Origin of the sequence: Methylobacterium sp. Leaf88, assembly GCF_001422795.1 — a bacterium.
In the GTDB taxonomy this organism is placed as follows: Bacteria; Pseudomonadota; Alphaproteobacteria; order Rhizobiales; family Beijerinckiaceae; genus Methylobacterium.
This window is the reverse complement of sequence record NZ_LMMK01000005.1, coordinates 107,232-126,967: the sequence shown is the minus strand read 5'-3', so window position 1 is coordinate 126,967 and position 19,736 is coordinate 107,232. Positions and strand designations below refer to the sequence as shown.

General features: G+C 69.4%; 13 protein-coding genes. 4 read left to right on the top strand and 9 right to left on the bottom strand.

Annotation, left to right across the window (positions count from 1 at the left end; all coding sequences use genetic code 11):
- Window positions 1-152 precede the first annotated feature (152 nt).
- The 3 genes from ASF20_RS03725 (at window position 153) to ASF20_RS03715 (ending at window position 4,392) form a co-directional block, all read left to right on the top strand.
- Complete coding sequence (locus ASF20_RS03725; protein ID WP_056270942.1) at window positions 153-2,651, top strand: heavy metal translocating P-type ATPase; 2,499 nt, start codon at window positions 153-155, stop codon at window positions 2,649-2,651.
- Window positions 2,648-3,124, top strand: coding sequence for a Cu(I)-responsive transcriptional regulator (cueR, locus tag ASF20_RS03720; protein WP_082487633.1), 477 nt, complete (start codon window positions 2,648-2,650; stop codon window positions 3,122-3,124). Before ASF20_RS03725 ends, cueR begins: the two co-directional genes overlap by 4 nt.
- Window positions 3,125-3,216: 92 nt before the next feature.
- Window positions 3,217-4,392, top strand: coding sequence for a M20 aminoacylase family protein (locus ASF20_RS03715; protein ID WP_056270939.1), 1,176 nt, complete (start codon window positions 3,217-3,219; stop codon window positions 4,390-4,392).
- 367 nt (window positions 4,393-4,759) lie between these two features.
- Here ASF20_RS03715 and ASF20_RS03710 read toward each other — a convergent pair whose 3' ends face one another.
- Both ASF20_RS03710 and ASF20_RS03705 read right to left on the bottom strand, forming a co-directional pair.
- Complete coding sequence (locus ASF20_RS03710) at window positions 4,760-5,704, bottom strand: alpha/beta hydrolase-fold protein (protein ID WP_082501151.1); 945 nt, start codon at window positions 5,702-5,704, stop codon at window positions 4,760-4,762.
- A 65-nt stretch (window positions 5,705-5,769) separates the two neighbouring features.
- Entirely contained in the window at window positions 5,770-7,962 is a 2,193-nt protein-coding gene (locus ASF20_RS03705; protein WP_056270936.1) for a TonB-dependent siderophore receptor, read from the bottom strand.
- A gap of 993 nt (window positions 7,963-8,955) precedes the next feature.
- Here ASF20_RS03705 and ASF20_RS23780 point away from each other — a divergent pair.
- A complete protein-coding gene (locus tag ASF20_RS23780) occupies window positions 8,956-9,168 on the top strand; it encodes a hypothetical protein (RefSeq protein ID WP_156647939.1) in 213 nt (70 codons plus the stop codon).
- 566 nt (window positions 9,169-9,734) lie between these two features.
- On the opposite strand, the gene truB is transcribed toward ASF20_RS23780, so the two are convergent.
- The 7 genes from truB to ASF20_RS03665 form a co-directional block, all read right to left on the bottom strand.
- Window positions 9,735-10,763, bottom strand: a complete 1,029-nt coding sequence (gene truB / locus ASF20_RS03695; protein ID WP_056270930.1) for a tRNA pseudouridine(55) synthase TruB — start codon at window positions 10,761-10,763, stop codon at window positions 9,735-9,737.
- A 133-nt stretch (window positions 10,764-10,896) separates the two neighbouring features.
- Window positions 10,897-11,331, bottom strand: coding sequence for a 30S ribosome-binding factor RbfA (gene rbfA / locus ASF20_RS03690; protein WP_056212608.1), 435 nt, complete (start codon window positions 11,329-11,331; stop codon window positions 10,897-10,899).
- A 297-nt stretch (window positions 11,332-11,628) separates the two neighbouring features.
- A complete protein-coding gene (gene infB / locus ASF20_RS03685) occupies window positions 11,629-14,547 on the bottom strand; it encodes a translation initiation factor IF-2 (protein WP_056270926.1) in 2,919 nt (972 codons plus the stop codon).
- A 73-nt stretch (window positions 14,548-14,620) separates the two neighbouring features.
- On the bottom strand, window positions 14,621-15,364 hold the full coding sequence (locus ASF20_RS03680; RefSeq protein ID WP_056212604.1) for an RNA-binding protein: 744 nt from the start codon (window positions 15,362-15,364) through the stop codon (window positions 14,621-14,623).
- Window positions 15,365-15,438: 74 nt separating this feature from the next.
- Entirely contained in the window at window positions 15,439-17,040 is a 1,602-nt protein-coding gene (gene nusA / locus ASF20_RS03675; protein WP_056270923.1) for a transcription termination factor NusA, read from the bottom strand.
- A 74-nt stretch (window positions 17,041-17,114) separates the two neighbouring features.
- Entirely contained in the window at window positions 17,115-17,933 is an 819-nt protein-coding gene (gene rimP / locus ASF20_RS03670; protein WP_056270920.1) for a ribosome maturation factor RimP, read from the bottom strand.
- A 698-nt stretch (window positions 17,934-18,631) separates the two neighbouring features.
- Window positions 18,632-19,663 (bottom strand): aspartate-semialdehyde dehydrogenase, encoded by a 1,032-nt coding sequence (locus tag ASF20_RS03665; RefSeq protein WP_056212594.1) that lies wholly within the window; start codon window positions 19,661-19,663, stop codon window positions 18,632-18,634.
- Window positions 19,664-19,736 lie beyond the last annotated feature (73 nt).

Genomic DNA, 19,736 nt, shown 5'->3' with positions numbered 1-19,736 from the left:
TGGGCTGAGCGGAACATCGCGTTCCGCACCGTTCCGCGATGCGTTGGCCCCCCTCCCGCGGATGCGGCGCGCCGACCGGGCGGAACCGGTCCGGTCAGTACCCCCGCCCGGCCCTTGACCTTCCCACCATGGGAACCCCCACATGGGAGGACATGGACAAGCGCCCGACCCTCGACGCCACGATTCCCACGCCCGGCCGGCGGCTCGGCTTCCCGGTGGAGGGGCTGACCTGCGCCTCCTGCGTCGGGCGGGTGGAGCGGGCGTTGCGCGCCCTGCCGGGAGCCTCGGAGGTCTCGGTCAACCTCGCCACCGGACGGGCCGAACTGCGTCTGCCGGGTTCCGGTGCCGCGGCGGTGGAGGCCGTCGCGCGGGCCGGCTACGCCGTGCCGGAGGCCGTCACCACCCTGGAGATCGCCGGACTGTCCTGCGCCGCCTGCGTCGGGCGGGTCGAGCGCGCGCTGGTCGCCGTCCCGGACGTCGCCGCGGTCACGGTCAACCTCGCCACCGGCCGCGCCACGGTGCGCCACCCCGAGGGGCTGGTGGCGCGCGCGGACCTGGAGGCGGCGGTCGCGAAGGCGGGCTACCAGCCGCAGGCTCCGGCCGAAGCGCCGGTCGCGGCCCGGGAGACCCGTCTGGCGCAGGAGGGCGCGGCCCTGCGCCGGGACCTCGTCGCGGCGGCGCTCCTGTCGGCGCCGATCGTGGTCCTCGACATGGGCGGCCACCTCGTCCCGGCCTTCGGCCACGCGGTTCACGGCGCCCTCGGCGCCTGGGCCGGCGGGCTCCAGGCCGGGCTCGCCACCCTGGTGCTCGCCGGACCCGGAGCCCGCTTCTTCCGCCAGGGCCTGCCCGCCCTGGTCCGCGGCCACCCGGACATGAACGCCCTCGTGGCCCTCGGGGCCGGCGCCGCCTACCTGTATTCCCTGGTCGCGGTCCTGGCGCCGGCGCTTCTCCCGGCGGGGACGGCCCACCTCTACTTCGAGGCCGCGACCCTGATCGTCACGCTGATTCTCCTCGGCCGGACCCTGGAGGCGCGGGCCAGGGGGCGGACGGGCGCGGCCATCGCCCGCCTCGTCGGCCTCAGCCCCGCCACCGCGCGGGTGATCCGCGACGGCGTCGAGACGGAGGTGGCCCAGGCGAGCCTCCGGCGCGGGGACGTGGTCCGGGTCCGCCCGGGCGAGCGGGTGGCCGCCGACGGCGTCCTGGTCTCCGGGGCGAGCTACGTCGACGAGAGCATGATCACCGGCGAGCCGGTGCCGGTGGCCAAGGCGCCCGGCGACGGCGCGGTGGGCGGCACCCTCAACACCCATGGCAGCTTCGACCTGCGGGTGGACTCCGTCGGGGCCGACTCCGTGCTCGCCCGGATCGTCCGCATGGTCGAGGCGGCGCAGGGCGCCAAGCTGCCGATCCAGGCCGTGGTCGACCGGGTGACGGGCTGGTTCGTGCCGGCGGTCATCGCCGCCGCGGCGGCGACCTTCGCGGGCTGGCTCGCCTTCGGGCCGAGCCCCGCCCTCGGCCTCGCCCTCGTCAACGCCATCGCGGTGCTCATCATCGCGTGCCCCTGCGCCATGGGCCTCGCGACCCCGACCTCGATCATGGTGGGCACCGGCCGCGCGGCCGAGCTCGGCGTGCTCTTCCGCGACGGCGGCGCGCTCCAGCGCCTGCGCGCGGTCGGGGTCGTCGCCCTGGACAAGACCGGAACGCTCACCCTGGGCCGCCCGACCCTGACGGACCTCGTCGCCGGGCCGGGCGTCGCGGCGGACGAGGCCTTGCGCCTCGCCGCGAGCCTCGAATCCCGCTCCGAGCACCCCATCGCCCGCAGCCTCGTGGCGGCGGCCGCGGACAGGGGCCTGGCCCTCGGAACGGTCACGGCCTTCGCGGCGGAGCCCGGCTACGGCATCGCCGGCACGGTGGACGGCCGCGCCGTCGTCGTCGGCGCGCGGCGCTTCCTCGACCGCCTTGCGATCCCGGCCGTAGACCTCGACGACGCGGCCGACCGCTTCGCCCGGGAGGGCCGCAGCCCGCTCTACATCGCCCTCGACGGGCGCCTCGCCGCCCTGGTCGCGGTGGCGGACCCGATCAAGCCCGGCGCGGCCGAGGCCGTGGCGGCCTTGCGCGCCCGCGGCCTCGCGGTGGCGATGGTGACCGGCGACGGCCGCGCGGTGGCCGAGGCCGTGGCCCGCACCCTCGGCATCACGTCGGTCTCGGCCGAGATCCTCCCCGGCGGCAAGGTCGCGGCGGTGCAGGCCCTGCGTGCCCGCCACGGCGCGGTGGCCTTCGTGGGCGACGGCATCAACGACGCGCCGGCCCTGGCCGAGGCCGATGTGGGCATCGCCCTCGGCACCGGCACCGACATCGCGGTGGAGGCCGCCGACGTGGTGCTGATGTCGGGCGCCCTCTCGGGCCTCGTCGGCGCTTTCCGGCTCTCGGCCGCGGTGATGCGCAACATCCGCCAGAACCTGTTCTGGGCCTTCGCCTACAACGTCGCGCTGATTCCGGTGGCGGCGGGGCTGCTCCACGCGGTCGGCGGACCGCTGCTGTCGCCGGTCCTGGCGGCGGGCGCCATGGCGCTGTCGAGCGTCTTCGTCCTCGCCAACGCCCTGCGGCTGCGCCGGGCCGGCGGCACGGCGTCGACGACGGGAGCGGGGGCGTGAGCGCGGTGACCATCGGGGAGGCCGCCCGCGCCACCGGCGTCTCGGCCAAGATGATCCGCTACTACGAGGAGACCGGCCTGCTGGCGCCGGCCGGCCGGACGGCCGCGGGCTACCGCCTCTACACGGAGGCCGACCTCCATGCCCTGCGCTTCGTGCGCCGGGCCCGCGACCTCGGCTTCACCATGGAAGATATCCGGGCGCTGCTCGCCCTCTGGCACGACCGGGCGCGGGCGAGCGCCCAGGTGCGCCGCCTCGCCCTCGACCACGTGGCGGACCTGCGGCGCCGGATCGACGCCCTGGACGGCATGGCCCGCACCCTGGAGGATCTGGCCGCCCATTGCGGCGGCGACGCCCGGCCCGACTGCCCGATCCTCGACGACCTCGCCAGCGGTCCCCACGGCCGGCCCGGCGCGACACCGCGGCAGGGGGAGCGCGACCCCGGAGCGTCGCCTTCGCGGCGCGGGACGCGTTGACCGCATCCCTGGCCTCTTGTTTGCTGGGACCGGCGTCGCAACCCCGGCGCGTCCCCCCCTTGAGAGCCGTCGCCTCTCGAAAGTCGCTGTCCATGCCCGTCCTCGACCGGATCGCCGCCTTCGCGGACGAGATCGCCGCCTGGCGCCAGGATCTCCACGCGCATCCCGAGCTGCAATACGACGTCCACCGCACCGCCGGCTTCGTCGCCGACAAGCTGCGGGGCTTCGGCTGCGACACGGTCGCCACCGGCATCGGCCGAACGGGCGTCGTCGGGGTGATCCGCGGCCGGGCCCACGGCTCGAACCGCGCCATCGGCCTGCGCGCCGACATGGACGCCCTGCCGATCCAGGAGGCGCGCGACCTGCCCTACCGCTCCACGGTGCCGGGAAAGATGCATGCCTGCGGGCATGACGGGCACACGGCGATGCTGCTCGGGGCGGCGAAGTACCTCGCCGAGACCCGCGCCTTCGACGGCACGGCGGTGCTGATCTTCCAGCCGGCGGAGGAGGGCGGCGGCGGCGGCGAGGCCATGGTCCGCGACGGGCTGATGGAGCGCTTCGGCGTCGAGACCGTCTACGGCATGCACAACATCCCGGGCCAGGCGCTGGGCACCTTCGCCATCCGGCCGGGCCCGATCATGGCCTCCACGGACCGCTTCACCATCACCATCACGGGCCGGGGCGGCCACGCCGCCCAGCCGCACAACGCCATCGACAGCGTGCTGGTGGCGAGCCACGTGATCACGGCGCTCCAATCCGTGGTGTCGCGCACCGTCGATCCCCTGGAGAGCGCGGTGGTCTCGGTCTGCGCCCTGGAGGCGGGGGAGGCCTTCAACGTGCTGCCGCAATGCGTGGTCCTGCGGGGCACCATGCGGGCCCTCTCGAAGCCGATGCGGACCCTGATCCAGGACCGGATCACCGAGATCGTCACCCACGTGCCCCGGGGCTTCGGCGCCACCGGCGCCATCGACTTCAACAGCGGCTACCCCGTCACCGAGAACCATCCGGCGGAGACGGACTTCATCGCCGACGTGGCGGCCGGGCTCGTCGGCGAGGCCGGCATCGACCGGGCGGTGGCCCCCATGATGGCCGCCGAGGACTTTTCCTACATGCTCGCCCACCGCCCCGGCGCCTACATCTTCCTCGGCAACGGCGACAGCGCCGGCCTGCACCACCCGGACTACGACTTCAACGACGCCGCCGCACCCTACGGCGCCTCGCTCTGGGCGCGGGTGATCGAGACGGGGTTGCCGATCCGGGGCGCGTGACGCGGATCGTCACGCGAGGTAGGCTCTGGCCGAGCCGGGCGCCCTCCTGAAACGGCGGGTTCCGGGCGGCCGGGCCGCGCATGCCGATCGATGGCCCTGACAGGGCCCGGCCCTGGGGGCAACAGCCGAACGTCCCGACCCTGCGAGGAGCGACTTGCGACCCCGTGTTGGACCTCTGGAGGTCCGCTTCTCGGAAGCTTGCCGGACGACGCTCTACGGCCGGATCGGTTGGGTTGGTGCCGGATTGCCGACAGTCCGAAACGTCGTGACGTCGGACGTTCGCTGGAGCAGGGGCCGGCAGCGGATCTGTCGTATGCCCGAACGAACGATCCCAGCATTGCCGAAGCCGTCGAGCTACTTGGCGAGGCTATCCCGAACGTTGCATGAAGAAGGCGACCGCCTCGTTGAGTGCTTCGGGCAGGACGGTCATGTGAGTTCGGCCAGGGATAAGGCTGAAGGTGCTTGTCACGCCCGAGATCCGGCTCAACCGCTCCGTCATCGCACGGGTCAGTTCCACGGTGCGGGTCGATGCGAGGCGGGCGCGGCGCGCCTCATGGTCCGGGGCGACCCGTTGGAACGGGGCGAGGGCTTCCTCGTAGGCACCGGCCAGGAGAAGCACGCGCGCGCCGTTTGGAGAGGCCTTCTCCAACTCCGCGATGCTTTCGAGCACCACGGCGTCTTCCCAGTAGATGGACGGGCTGGCGGCGATCCAGTGCGAGAAGGCCGCGGGCGCCCGAGCGAGGGCGTGGAGGACGAACAGTCCCCCGAACGAGTGTCCGAACACCGCTTGCCGCGAAGGATCGACCCTGCAGCGTCGTGCGATCGCAGGCCGGAGATCGTCCAAGACGAAGCGCAGGAACGCGTCGGCGCCGCCCGTCCGGATCGGAGGACCGCCGAGCTGGGCCGGTGGGTAGGACCGTCCGGGCGGTGGCGTGTAGTCCCAGGACCGACGCAGGCCATCGTAAGGATCGTCCCCGGGATAGCCGATGCCGACGACGACGAAGCGCGTGGCGATACCCGTGGCGTCGGGGTAGGGCGCCTGTACGCGTTCGATATCGATCGCCGTGGCCGTCACCGCGTTGCCGTCCAGCAGGTACAGCACGGGCCAGCCGTCTGCAGGCACCTCGCCGGGCGGAACGTAGAGCGTGATCCGCCACGGCACCTGCTGGCCGTTGCCGCCCAGATCGAAGGCGACCGCGCCGGTGAGCCGGGCCGGCTCGTCGGCAGTCGCATGGGCCAGGCTCGGCTTCAGCAGCAGCCAGGCGGCGGCGGGAAGAGCCGCCAGGCGGCGCCGCGAGGGAAGTGCCTTCATCGGTCTCGGCTCGCGAGGGGTCTCAACGGATGCGGAGAGGGGCGCTCCGGTGTCAGCTCTGCCGTCTACCATCGGTAGATCAAGCTGCCGATGACGGTCGCTGGCGCGCCGCGGTAGCAGAAGCCCGCCTGACAGGTGAAGTAGTCGCGGTCGAAGACGTTGTTGGCGTTGATCTGGGCGCGAAAGCCTTTGTACGCCGGATCGATGGCCGCAAAGTCGTAGGCCACCAGCGCATCGAACAGCGTGACGGTCGGGTTGCGGACGGTGTTCTCGTCGTTGGCGAAGCTGTTGGCGTTGAAGCGGATGCCGCCACCGAGCGTCAGTCCGCGCAGGGCCGAACTCGACGGGAACAGGTAGCTCAGGAAGCCGGTGAACGTGTCCCCGGGAATGCCCGAGAGGGCGTTGCCGTCCAGGGACTGGCCCGCGAACGAGGTCTGGCTGAGATAGCGCAGATTGAGGTGGGTGTAGGCGAGGGTGAGGTTGGTGCCCGGCGCGAAGTTGGCGATGGCCTCCATCTCGAAGCCGCGGGACTCGACGGCGCCGGTGGCCACCTGGAAGGCGACGTTGTTCGGATCCGTGCGCAGGACGCTGCTCTGGACGATATCGAAGCCGGCGAACCCTGCCTGGATGTTCGTGCCGGGGATCAGGTATTTGACGCCGGCCTCGATCTGGTCCCCCGTCGCCGGTCTGAAGGCGCGTCCGGCGGCATCGACGCCCGGCTGCGGCGCGAAGGTGGTGGCGTAGCTGGCATAGGGGACCAGCCCGGGGGCCAGCAGATAGTTGAGACCGACGCGGCCCGTGAAGGCCTGGTCGCTCTGCTGGGTCGCGGCAGCGGGGGCCGCGGTCGTGGTCTGGGACACCCAGTCGTAGCGCCCGGTCAGGGTCAGCACGAAGCGGTCGAACTTGGCCTGCTCCTGCAGGTACAGCCCGACCTGATCCTGGCTCTGCGCGGTGCGCGGGCCCAGCAGCGGCGCGAGGATCGGCTGCTGGCCGTAATTGCGCGTGACGAGGTTGAGATCGGGGGCCGCGCCGAAACCGAAGCGATAGTTGAAGTCGGAATGCGCGTAGTCGAGCCCCGCCACCAGCGTATGCGCGACCGGCCCCGTGGTGACATGCGCCTCGATCTGGTTGTCGAGCGTGATCTGGCTCAGGAACTGGCGCGAATATCCTGTCGATCGGCTGGCGCTCAGGCCGTCGGGGCTGAGCGCGGCGATCGACGCGTAGCGATAGTCGTTGCTGATATCGTAGAAACGGAAGTTCTGCCGGAAGACCAGATCCCCGTCGAAGCGGTGCTCGAACGCGTAGCCGACGCGCCCCTGCTGCTGCCTGAAGTCGTTGAAGGCCGGGTCGCCGGAGTAGATCCGGGTCGGGCGCAGGTTCTGGTTGAAGAACGTCGTGCTGCCCGGAAGCTTGGTCTCCTGATACTCGCTCAGGAACGTGAAGGTGGTGTCGGCGGATGGCTTCCACGTGAAGGACGGTGCGATGTAGCTCCGGTCGTCCGAGCCCCCGGGGATGAAGGTGTCTGACTGCCGCTTGATGCCGGTGACGCGGTACGCGAGGGTGCCGCCCGTGCCCTCCACCGGGCCGCCGATGTCGAAATTGCCCTGGTAGCGGTCGAAGTTGCCGACCTGTAGCTGCACCTCGCCGAAGGGCACGAAGACCGGTCGTTTCGTGGTGACGTCGAGAATGCCGCCGGGCGAGCCGAGCCCGTAGAGACCGGAAGCCGGCCCTCGCAGGATCGTAGCCGCCTCGATGCCGTAGGGTTCGATGCGCGGTACCGTCAGGCCCGATGCGACCTGGCGCAGGCCATCCCGGAAGATGCCGTCATAGGTCAGGCTGAAGCCGCGCACGAAGAACGAATCGAAGCGCGGATCGAAACCGAAGACGTTCGAGGACACTCCGGCCACGTAGCCGATGGCCTCGTTGAGCGTCTGGACGTTGCGGTCGTTGAGCGCCTCACGGGTGAGCACCGTGACCGACTGTGGAGTCTCAAGCAGCGGTGTGTTGGTCTTTGTCGCCGTGGGGCTGATCCGAGCGGTGTAGCCGGTGATTCCGGAAGGGCCTCCGCCGCCGCCGCTGGTCGCCGCCGTGCCGCCATCCCCACCACTGAGATTGGCCCCACTACCAATCCGGGGTCCCGGTGCGACGCCTTCGACGGAGAGCTGGTCGAGCTGCACGCTCGTTTGCTGTGCGGCCACGGGCCAGGAGAGAGCTGTTGTGGCGAGAAGTAAAGCAAGGGAGGGGGCGCGATGGGGCATATGGCACGCTGATAAGCGCCTTAAGCGGCGCAGTATCGTACTCATTGCCAGATACGATCTGCATGGCAAGTTTGAAACGTGATATTTATCACACAATTAGAGCACTTCAAATCTGAAGTTGTTCCAATCTGTAACCCTATAGCGTTGGATAATGAGATTTTACATCGGTCTATCATCGCTTTCCTTCATGGCCGATTCCATCAGCCTTAAGCCACTGGCTTGATCGAAGGAAATGACTGATCGCGGCGATGAAGTCGGGTCGATCACTGAACGCCCGCTCAGGGCTGGAGGGTCTCGTACTGAAGCGACTCCTCATTGACCCGATCAAATAGCTGACGAATGGCCGCCTTCGAGATGCGGCAATACCGGGCGGTCTGCCTGACGGGGGGCGGTTTTTGCCCCTCCGCTCGACCACCGGATCGAGTGGATCGCGGACATTTCACTTCGTAAGCTCCTCGAATGCGAAGGTCCGATGAAGCCAGGCATAGAAGCTCCGCAGCGCTGCTTCTCGGCTGCGTCAGTGCACTGGTCATGCTCATCATCGTGGGCCGCATCGTCTGGGCCGTCGCGACCGTACCAACGACCGCAGACGCCTTCCGGCTGTCACATCAGGCGATCCGAGACAAAGCTCTTTCGGAGACGATCGCGGCACGCCCTGACGCTTGTACGATCAAGGGCGCACCCGGTTTTGGTTGGTCCGTGGAATGTCGCGACATCGAACGCACCTCGGGTTCTGAATGCCGCTCCGTTTGGTGGAATATCGACCCATGGGGAGTCCCATCCAACGGGATCGGAGGCCGCTTGGACTCCCTTCACGACAGATGCCGGAAGGACTTCTGAGGGACGAGCGCCGTCGGCCCGCCGACGACCGAGCTGGGTCATCGCGAGATCGTCCCCTCCAGGGCAAAAGGCCAAGCTCCGCTTCTCACTCTCAGCGGCCCTTCACACAGACGAGCGGACCGAGTTTCAGCCCGAGGACGGAGAGTTCATGCGATGCGCAGACAGATCGATCGTTTCCTGCTTCCGCTGCTTCTCTGCATCTCTTCGACGGCCTTCGCCGGCGATGCGGTCAGCCTGACGGTCGCATCGACATCGGTGCGGGGAAATGGTCAGGGGCGAACCAACCCGACATCGTGGTCCACTTCAATGATGGCGGTGCGGCGGCGTTCGCGACATTCACGGCCGCGCCTGTCGGCTGTCGCCTGACAGTCCGGCTCGACGGCCTCCCTGTCTCGCAATCGGGGCGCCTCCTCACGCCCATGACGGGAGGGCTCGCGGTCCTCGTTCCCCTCCATCCGGATCAGGCGGTCGAGGTCGCCCGACAGATCGCATCGCGTTCCGAGAGCCTCACCGCCGCCTGCGCGTAGGCGACCGTTTCGCCGGAGCGGGAAGGGCCGTGGAGATGCCGACCGCTTCGGGGAAGCGCGTGACGCAGGTCCATCGAGGACGAGTTGGCAGACGCGACGCCGCCTCCTGTCCAGGAAAGGGCGATCGCAAGGGCCGATGCTCGAACCGAAAGTCGGAGTCCGGAACCCCCTCATCCCCGGGGCCGCGCAGCGGAGCCCGGGACCCGGGCACGCCGAGCGTGCCGGACCTGACACGGTCGGCGGCCTCGGACGGCGCGCCTCTCCTTCGGGGCGGGCTCGACTGCGGCGCCCCCGGATCGACGGGCACGGGTGCCACCGCCCGACGGCGAGGGGGCCCGCGCGGAGCCCGTGCGGCGTGCGCCTGCGGTCACCCTCCCCGTGGGGGAGGGCCCCCGGAAGCCCCGCTCAGACCGGGCGGTTGGCGGTCCCGCCGAGGTGGAACACCCGGTGGGGCACCAGTTCGCCGCGCTCGACGTCGCCCACCGCCACGAGGATTCCGCCGCAGGTGGCGAAGGCCTTGCCCTCCACCGGGGCGTCGCGCCCGCGCAGGATCACCGGCTGGCCGCGCATCAGGCGCAGGGCCATGTCCCGCGACACCGGCACCGAGGGCACCGCGTCGAGGGCGGTCTCGACGGCGTGGAGATGCCCGGCATTGCCGTCCGGCCCGGCTTCCTCGAGGGCGGCGACCTGGCAGGAATCCGCCTCGGTGAAGGGGCCGACGCGGGTGCGGCGCAGGGCCGAGACGTGGCCGTAGCAGCCCAGCAGGCGGCCGAGGTCGCGGGCGATGGCTCGGACATAGGTGCCCTTGCCGCAGGCGGCCTCGATCACCGTGCGCTCGGGGCTGTGCTCGACCACCGCGAGATGGTCGATCTGCACCGGGCGGGCCACCAGCACGACCTCCTCGCCGTCGCGGGCGAGGTCGTAGGCGCGCTCCCCGGCGATCTTGATGGCCGAGTAGCGCGGCGGCACCTGCTCGATGGCGCCGATGAAGGTCGGCAGCGCCGCTTCCACGGCCTCGCGGGTCGGACGCGCCTCGCTGGTGGCCACCGGCCGGCCCTCGGCGTCGTCGGTGTCGGTCTCGATGCCCCAGGTCACGGTGAAAACGTAGGCCTTGCGCCCGTCCATCACGAACGGGACCGTCTTGGTCGCCTCGCCGAGCGCGATCGGCAGGATGCCGGAGGCCAGGGGGTCGAGGGTGCCGGCATGGCCCGCCTTCTTGGCGTTGAAGGCGCGCTTCACCACAGCGACCGCATGGGTCGAGGTCATGCCCACCCCCTTGTCGAGGATCACCCAGCCGTTGACGTCTCGGCGCTTCGGCCGGTCGGGGCGCGGCGCGCCCCGCGGCGGACGCCGGCCCTCGGCGGCCACGGGCCGGTCCGCCGGGTTCGGCGGCGCTGAACCCTCGGTGCGCTCGACGGTCGGTTCGTTGATCATGGGGGTCCTCGGTCAATGCTCACAGGGGGCGGGCGGCACGTTCTGCGCCGTCATCCGTCCCGGTCGGGGTTCGCTGTTCGGTGTCCCCGCCGCCTCGGGCCGGAGACGGGGGACCGCTCAGGGCCGGTGCGCGTCAGGCGGCGTCGGGGTCCGAGGCGCCGTCGTCCTTCTCCGGGGCCGGCGATTCGAGGTCACGGCGCACCTTATCAGTCCGCAGCAGGGCGTCGATCCGGTCGGCCTCGTCGAAGGTCTCGTCGCGCAGGAAGCGCAGGTCAGGCGCGTATTTCAGGTTCACCCGGCGGGCGACCTCCTGGCGCAGCGCCTTCTTGTTGCGCGCCAGCGCCGCCAGGACCGGGGCCTCGTCCAGGCCGCCGAGCGGCATGATGTAGGCCGTGGCGAGCTTCAGGTCCGGCGACATCCGCACCTCCGGCACCGTGATGACGTGGGCGCTCAGCACCGGGTCCTGGATGTCCCCGCGCTGGAGAACCTCGGCGAGGGCGTGGCGGATCAGCTCGGCGACGCGCTGCTGGCGTTGCGAGGGTCCGGTGGGGGTCTGCTTCTGGGCCATGTCGGATTCTGATCGTCTTGTCGTCGAAACGGTTCGACACCGGCGCGCCGGGAGCCGCGGACGATGCGTCGCTGAAACGGAACATCGAGGTGCCGCCGCACGGAAACGCCGAGCCGGCTGAAACGAAGCGGACGTCGAAGGCGACCCTCTTAGCGCAGATCGGCGTCCGGGATATAGGCCCGTCGCGCCAGTTTCCGCGTCGTCTTTCCGCGAAGACGGCCGGCACCGGCTCCGAAACGCGCAACGGGGCCGCGACCTCGTCGCGACCCCGTCGGTATTCCGAAGCGAATCCGCCGCTCAGAGCGTGCGACGGATCTCCTCGACCCGGTAGCACTCGATGGTGTCGCCGGCCCGCATGTCCTGGAAGTTCTCGAAGGACATGCCGCATTCGTAGCCGGCGGTCACTTCCTTCGCATCGTCCTTCAGGCGCTTCAGCTGGGCGAGTTTGCCCTCGTGGATGACCACGCTGTCGCGAATCAAGCGGACATGGGCACCGCGCTGGACCACACCGTCGGTGATGCGGCAGCCGGCGATCTTGCCGACCTTCGACACGTCGAAGATCTGCAGGATCTGGGCCTCACCGAGACGCTCCTCGCGCAGCGTCGGCGGCAGCATGCCCGACAGGGTCGCTTTGATGTCATCCACGAGGTCGTAGATGATGTTGTAGTAGCGGATCTCGACGCCCTTGTTCTCGGCCGACTCGCGCGCTTCCTTGTGGGCCCGCACGTTGAAGCCGATGACGACGGCCTTCGAAGCCTCCGCCAGGGTGATGTCCGACTCGGTGATGCCGCCGACGCCCGCCAGCAGAATCCGCGCCGACACCTCGTCGTTGCCGAGCTTCTCCAGCGCGCCGTTGATGGCCTCGACCGAGCCCTGCACGTCGCCCTTGACGACCAGCGCCAGTTCCTTGCGGCCGGCGCCTTCCTTCAGGTCGCGCATCATGTCGACCAGCGAGCGATTCGCGCCACCGGTACGGGCAGCCAGGCGCTCGCGCTTCTGGCGGGCCCGGTATTCGGTGACCTCACGGGCGCGGGCCTCGTTCGGCACGACCACGACGCGGTCGCCCGCATCCGGTGTGCCGTTGAAGCCGAGCACCTCCACCGGGACCGAAGGACCGGCGTAGGGGACGTTCTCGCCCTTGTCGTCAATGAGGGCGCGCACGCGGCCCCATTCGGCGCCGGCCACGACGATGTCGCCGGTGAACAGGGTGCCGCGCTGGACCAGGACGGTCGCCACCGGGCCGCGACCGCGATCGAGCTTGGCCTCGATGACCGTACCCTCGCCGTCGCGCGTCTCGTTGGCGCGCAGGTTCATGATTTCGGCCTGGAGCTGCAGGCCCTCGAGAAGCTCCGGCAGACCGTCGCCGGTCTTGGCCGACACCTCGAACTCGAGAGTTTCGCCACCCATCGACTCGACCTGGATGTCGTGCTGCAGCAGCTCGGTTCGCACCCGCTGCGGGTTCGCCTCGGGCTTGTCGATCTTGTTGATCGCCACGATCAAGGGAACGCCGGCGGCCTTGGCGTGGGAGATCGCCTCCACCGTCTGCGGCATGACACCGTCATCCGCCGCCACCACGAGCACGACGATGTCCGTCACCTTGGCACCGCGGGCACGCATCGAGGTGAACGCCGCGTGGCCGGGGGTGTCGATGAAGGTGACCATGTCGCCGCTCGGGGAGGCGACCTGGTAGGCACCGATATGCTGCGTGATGCCGCCGGCCTCGCCGGAGACAACGGTGGTCTTGCGGATCGCGTCGAGCAGCGAGGTCTTGCCGTGGTCGACGTGGCCCATGATGGTAACCACCGGGGGACGGGGATCGAGATCCTCCTCCAGCTCCGGCTCGTCGCTGAACAGGCCTTCCTCCACGTCCGACTCCGCAACGCGGCGAACGGTGTGGCCGAGTTCCTCGGCGATGAGCTGCGCCGAATCCGAGTCGATCACGTCGGTGATCTTATGGATTTCGCCCTGCTTCATGAGCAGACGGATCACGTCCACCGCCCGCTCCGACATGCGGTTGGCGAGCTCCTGGATCGTGATCGTCTCCGGGATCGTCACCTCGCGGGAGAGCTTCTCCTTCTGCTCCACCTGCCGGTTGCCGCTCATGCGCTGCTGGCGGCGGCGGAACGAGGCGACGGAGCGCGTGCGCTCGTCCTCACCCGACGTGGCGGTGGCGATCGTGAGACGGCCGCGGTTGCGATCGCCGCCCGGCTGCTTCGGCGTCTTGGGCGGCGTGATGATCTTGAGCGGCATGCCGGGGCGGCGGATCACGCGCTTCTGCTCGCTCTCCTCCTCGGCAGCCTGCGGGCGGCCAGCCGTACGGGCCGGCGTTGCTCCACCGGCCGGACGGGCGGCCGTGGCCGCGGTCGGAGCGGTGGGCTCGGGCTCCGGCGCCGGAGCCGGGCGGGCCATGAAATTCAGGTCGCGCGGCTTGCGCACGTCGGCCGTGATGGTCTTGCGCGGCTCGGCCGTGGCAGGACGCGCCGTCAGCGGCGGGCGGGCAACCGGACGGGCCGGCGCTGTCGGAGCCGCAGGCCGGGCGGGAGCGGCAGCCTGAGCGGGACGCTCCGCCGCCGGGGCAGCCGGGGCCGGAGGCGCCGAGCGCACGATGGTCGGGGCCGCCGGCATCGGGGCGGTCTTCGACACGGTCGGGGCGGAGGCTGGTGCGGCATCGGCCTTCGCAGCGTCTTGAGCCGCAATTGCAGCAGCGCGTTCTGCCTCCTCGGCGGCGCGGCGATCCTCTTCCTCCTTGCGGCGGCGGGCCTCCTCCTCGCGCTTCTTCGCCTCGGCGGCCTCCCGCTCGCGCTGTTCCGCAGCGATGCGCTCGCGCTCAGCCGCGGCTTCTGCCTCGGCACGCCTCTGCGCCTCGGCCTCGCGGCGCTTGGCGTCGGCGAGGGCAGCCGCACGGGCGTTGCTCTCCTGCTCGCTGAGAGTGCGAAGCACCACGCCATTTGCGGACCGCTGGGCCTGACGCGGTGCGGCCGGCGGCGGAGGCGGCGCCACCCGCGTCGCAGGGGCGACGGGCGTCGTCTCACGCGCGGGGGCGGCCGGCGCGGCACCGATGACACGGCGCTTCACCGTCTCGACCACGACCTGCTTGGAGCGGCCATGGGAGAAGCTCTGACGCACCGTTCCCTGCTCGATCGGACGCTTCAAGGACAGCGGCTTCGAAGGGGGTCTCGCCTGCGTCTTGTCGCCCGGATTGTTCGTATCGCTCATTCAGTCCAAACCCTGAGGGTTTCCATCGTCCCGTGAACCGGCAAACTGCTGTGCGCCGGGTAGATCCATCGCTTCAATCGTCGTGCAGATCGGAAACGGCCTGCCCAATACGGGCGGAGCCGGCCTCCTCGGCCGTCGTCGCCAAACCTTCGAAGGTGCGGAGCCGACGCCAACGCGCAAGGCAGCCGGAAGCTCCGACTCCTGCGACGAGAGCCGCATGTATCACATGATCCCGACCCAAGGCCATGTCCAATTCTTCGTTGGACAGGTCATCAATGACGGGAATGCACGATATGGCACTGCCATGCCGCCGGTGCAATGCCGCGACGATCTTCCGCCGTCCGTCGGCGCTACCGTCGGAGGCTTGAATCACCGCCGCCACACCGGCCTTGTCGCCGATGGCCGACTCGACCTTGGCGAAGCCCGCGACCACGCAGCCGGCCTTGTTGGCCAGGGACAACGATTGACGCAGGTCGGCGCGCAGACCCTCGGCGATGCGGTCGGCGAGGTCGGATGCCATGGCATCCTTGCTTTTGAAGGCGCGTTGAAAGGCGCGCCGCTTCACCGCTTCGTTGACCGCCGCGCGGGTGGGGGTAAGCCAGGCACCACGGCCGGGTAGGCGAGCCCGCAGATCCGGCACGACGGCGCCGTCGGGCCCGAGCACGAAACGGATCAAGCCGGACGGCGCCTGCGTCACCCGCGTGACGAGGCATGTGCGCAGAGCATTGGCACGACCCCGCCCCAGACCCGGATCGAGCAGCGTGCTCGGATCCGGCTCGACGGCATCGTCGGTTACATCTGCGGTTTCGCCCGTCATGTGGCGTGGGATTCTCTCGTCAACTGGAAAACATCCCCGCGATCCGTGGCCGCGGGGAGCCATGATTCGCCTTCTCAGACGGAGACGGGCTCCTCATCGGTGGACTCGCTCGCCTCAGGCTCGGCCGGCGCCTCGATCCAGCCGGCATGGACGCGGGCCGCCATGACCATGGCCTCCGCTTCCGCCCGCGAAATCTCGAATCCCTCGAGGTAGCCCGTGTGCCGTTTGGCCTCGGGGCCGCGCCCTTCGGTGTAACCCACGAGATCATCGGTGGCGCAACCGGCGAGGTCCTCGATCGTCTTCACGTCGTTCTCGCCCAACGCCACCAGCATGGGCGTAGTGATGCCGTCGATCTCGCGCAGCTCGTCCTGCACGCCCAGTTCCTGACGCTTGGCATCGAACTCCGATTCGACGCGGGCGAGGTGATCCTGGGCGCGTGCCTGGATCTCGGTTCCGCTCTCCTCGTCGAGTCCCTGGATGTTGGCGAGCTCGCCCGGCTCGACGTAGGCGATTTCCTCGACGTTTCGGAAGCCCTCCGCCGCCAGGAGCTGGCCCACGGTCTCGTCGACGTCGAGGGCTTCCATGAAGATCGCGGTACGCTCGGCGAACTCCTTCTGACGACGCTCCGACTCCTCAGCCTCGGTCAGGATGTCGATGTCCCAGCCCGTGAGCTGCGAGGCGAGGCGCACGTTCTGGCCGCGGCGGCCGATGGCCAGGGAGAGCTGGTCGTCGGGTACCACCACCTCAATGCGGTCGGCCTCCTCGTCCAGCACCACCTTCACGACTTCCGCCGGCTGCAGCGCATTGACGATGAAGGTCGCCTGGTCCTCCGACCACGGGATGATGTCGATCTTTTCACCCTGGAGTTCGCCGACCACCGCTTGGACGCGGGAGCCGCGCATGCCGACGCAGGCGCCGACAGGGTCGATCGAGCCGTCCCGCGAGATCACGGCGATCTTCGCGCGCGAGCCGGGATCGCGGGCCACGGCCTTCACCTCGACGATGCCGTCGTAGATCTCCGGCACTTCCTGGCCGAAGAGCTTTGCCATGAACTGCGGGTGCGAGCGCGAGAGGAAGATCTGCGGTCCGCGCACCTCGCGGCGCACGTCGAATAGGTAGGAACGAATGCGGTCGCCCGGACGGAAGGTCTCGCGCGGGATCATCTCGTCGCGGCGAACAATCCCCTCGCCGCGGCCGAGGTCAACGATGACATTGCCGTACTCGACGCGCTTCACGAGGCCGTTCACGACCTCGCCGATGCGGTCCTTATACTCGTCGAACTGCCGGTCGCGCTCGGCGTCGCGCACCTTCTGCACGATGACCTGTTTGGCCGACTGGGCGGCGACGCGGCCGAAATCGAAGGGCGGCAGGGTGTCGGAGATGACGTCGCCCACGAGGGCGCCGGGGTTGTAGCGGCGGGCCTGCTCCAGGGTGACCTCGCGGGCGTCGTTCTCGACCTGGTCTACCACCACGAGGTGGCGCGACAGGCGCAGCGCGCCCGTCTTCGGGTCGATTTCGGCATGCACGTCGGTTTCGGCGCCGTAGCGGGAGCGTGCGGCCTTGGCGATGGCTTCCTCCATCGCGTCGATCACGATGGACCGGTCGATCACCTTCTCACGGGCGACCGCTTCGGCAATCTGCAGGAGTTCGAGCCTGTTGGCGCTGACGACGGCCATCGTTTTTCGTCCTTCTCTTCGTCGTGTTCTGTCGCGATCCCCTCGCCGCTCGGCGGGGCAGGGATCCGGGCGTGTTAGTGGAGCTTGCCGTCTTCCTTCACCCGCACCGCCTTAGTGCGGACGGGCTTCGCCTTGTTCCGAGCCTTGATGGCGAGACTCTCCTCGGTCTCGACCTTCACGGGCTTGGGCCGTTGCGAGGCCTTCGGTTTCAGGGGACGGGAAATCTTCTTCTTCAGCGGGGCAGGGGCAGGGGTCGGTTCGACTTCGATCTCCGCCCCGTCATCCTCCGCGTCGTCCATCTCGTCGTCGAGAGCGGGGGGACCGCCGCGGCGCAGGGATTCGCGTACCAGCTCGTCGGTGAGCACGAGGTAGGCGTCGCCGAGGTCGCGCAGCGGCAGGTCGATCCGGCTCGGCAGGCCCTCCTTCACGTCGGGCAGGTCGATCGGTACCGTGAGCCCGTCCGCATTCGGGGCGCCGATGATGCCGCGGAAGCGCTTGCGGCCGTCCATTGGCACGGCGAGCTCGATCTTGGCCTCGTAGCCGGCCCAGCGCGCGAAATCGACGGCCCGCACCAGCGGCCGGTCGATGCCCGGCGAGGAGATCTCGAGGTAGTAGGGCTTGCCGATCGGGTCATCGAGATCGAGCAGTGGCGAGATCGCCCGGCTCACCGCCTCGCAATCATCCACCGTCATGGTGCCGTCCGGCCGCTCGGCCATGATCTGCACGGTGCAGCCGTTGGCGCTCGTCACCTTCACCCGGACGACGCGATAGCCCAGGCCCTGAATTGAGCCCTCGATGACCTGCACCACCCGCGCGGCCACGCCGGTCTCGGTGATGAGGCGCTTCTCGTTGAGATCGCTGTTGAGCGGGTCGCTGTTGAGGTTGTCCGCCATGCTGCGCTTGAAGTCCGGCCTTGTCCGAGGCGATCCGGCGCAAGAGTCATTGCGGCAATAAAAAAGAGCGGACCCGGTGGGGCCCACTCCCGAACCGCAGTCTCACAACTGCAACCAGAACTGATAGAAACAGAGTAGGCGCGTTCGCTCCCATTTTCAAGCGGTTTCCGCCTTGTGTCGAACCCGGACCCTGGGCCGGCCTGGGCGAAAACCACCGCCTACGTAGCTGCCTTGATCTCCATGATCCGCGCGGCGGTTCCACAACGCGCCAGGTAGAAATCAGAAAAAATTTGAAGACCAGTCTTGGTCCGCTCGGCGATCCCGCTCGCGCCCCACCCCGAACGGATGGGACTGCAACGACCCCGGCGTCGTGCTGGGCACGCGGATGGTACCCTGTTGCCGATCGGAACCATGCAGCCCGGCCCTTCGGACTCGCAGTGCGTACCGCGAACGGAGTCCACGGTGTCGGGATCGCGCGCCGCCGGCGCAGACCTCTCAATCCCCATGGTGCTGGGCCGCGCCGGTGGATGTTGCGATCCGAGGCTTTGCCCTCGCGTACGACTGTCCGGCGCAACAGCGAGCCCGGAAGACCTCCCGCGTTGCGTCGGGCCCAAGAAAAACGCCGCCCCGCAGGGCGGGACGGCGTCGATGATCGCTGTCGGTCGTCTGGGTCCCGAGGTCCGGACCCAAATCGAACCTCAGGCCGCCTGGGCCCGCTTCAGGAGCTTGCGGTTCACCAGCATCTCGGCGATCTGCACGGTGTTCAGGGCCGCGCCCTTGCGCAGGTTGTCGGCGACGCACCAGAACGAGAGGCCGTTCTCCACCGTAGCGTCCTCGCGGATGCGGGAGACGTAGGTGGCGTCCTCGCCGGCGGCCTCGTGCGGGGTCATGTAGCCGCCGGGCTCGCGCTTATCGACGACCATGAGGCCAGGGGCCGAGCGCAGGATCGCGGTGGCCTGCTCGGCCGAGATCGGGCGCTCGAACTCGACGTTCACGGCTTCCGCGTGGCCGATGAACACCGGCACGCGCACGGCGGTGGCCGTGAGCTTGATCTTGGGATCGAGCATCTTCTTGGTCTCGGCGACCATCTTCCACTCTTCCTTCGTGTACCCGTCCTCCATGAACACATCGATGTGCGGGATGACGTTGAAGGCGATGCGCTTGGGGAACTTCTCGGCCTTAATCTCGCCGGCGGTGAAGACCGAGCGGGTCTGCTGGAAGAGCTCGTCCATGGCGTCCTTGCCGGCGCCGGAGACCGACTGGTAGGTCGCCACCACCACGCGCTTAATCGTGGCCGCGTCATGGAGGGGCTTCAGCGCGACCACGAGCTGCGCCGTGGAGCAGTTCGGATTGGCGATGATGTTGAGCTTGGAGAAGCCGTGGATAGCGTCCGGGTTCACTTCCGGAACGATCAGCGGCACGTCCTGATGGTAGCGAAACGCCGACGAGTTATCGATCACGACGCAGCCGGACTGACCGATGCGGGGCGACCACTCCTTCGAGGTCTCGCCGCCCGCGGACATCAGGCAGATGTCGGTATCGGAGAAATCGTAGGAATCGAGGGCCTTCACCTTCAGGATCTTGTCGCCGAAGGACACGTCCTGGCCGGCCGAGCGGCGCGAGGCAATCGCCACCACCTCGTCCGCCGGAAAGGCGCGCTCGGACAGGATGTCCAGCATCTCGCGGCCCACATTGCCCGTGGCACCCACGACGGCGACCTTGTAACCCATGCTCTTCACTCCGCTCTGCACGGGCGCCGAGGGCCCGTGCGGCGCCCGCCGGTCTGGCGAAGCGCATCGTCCG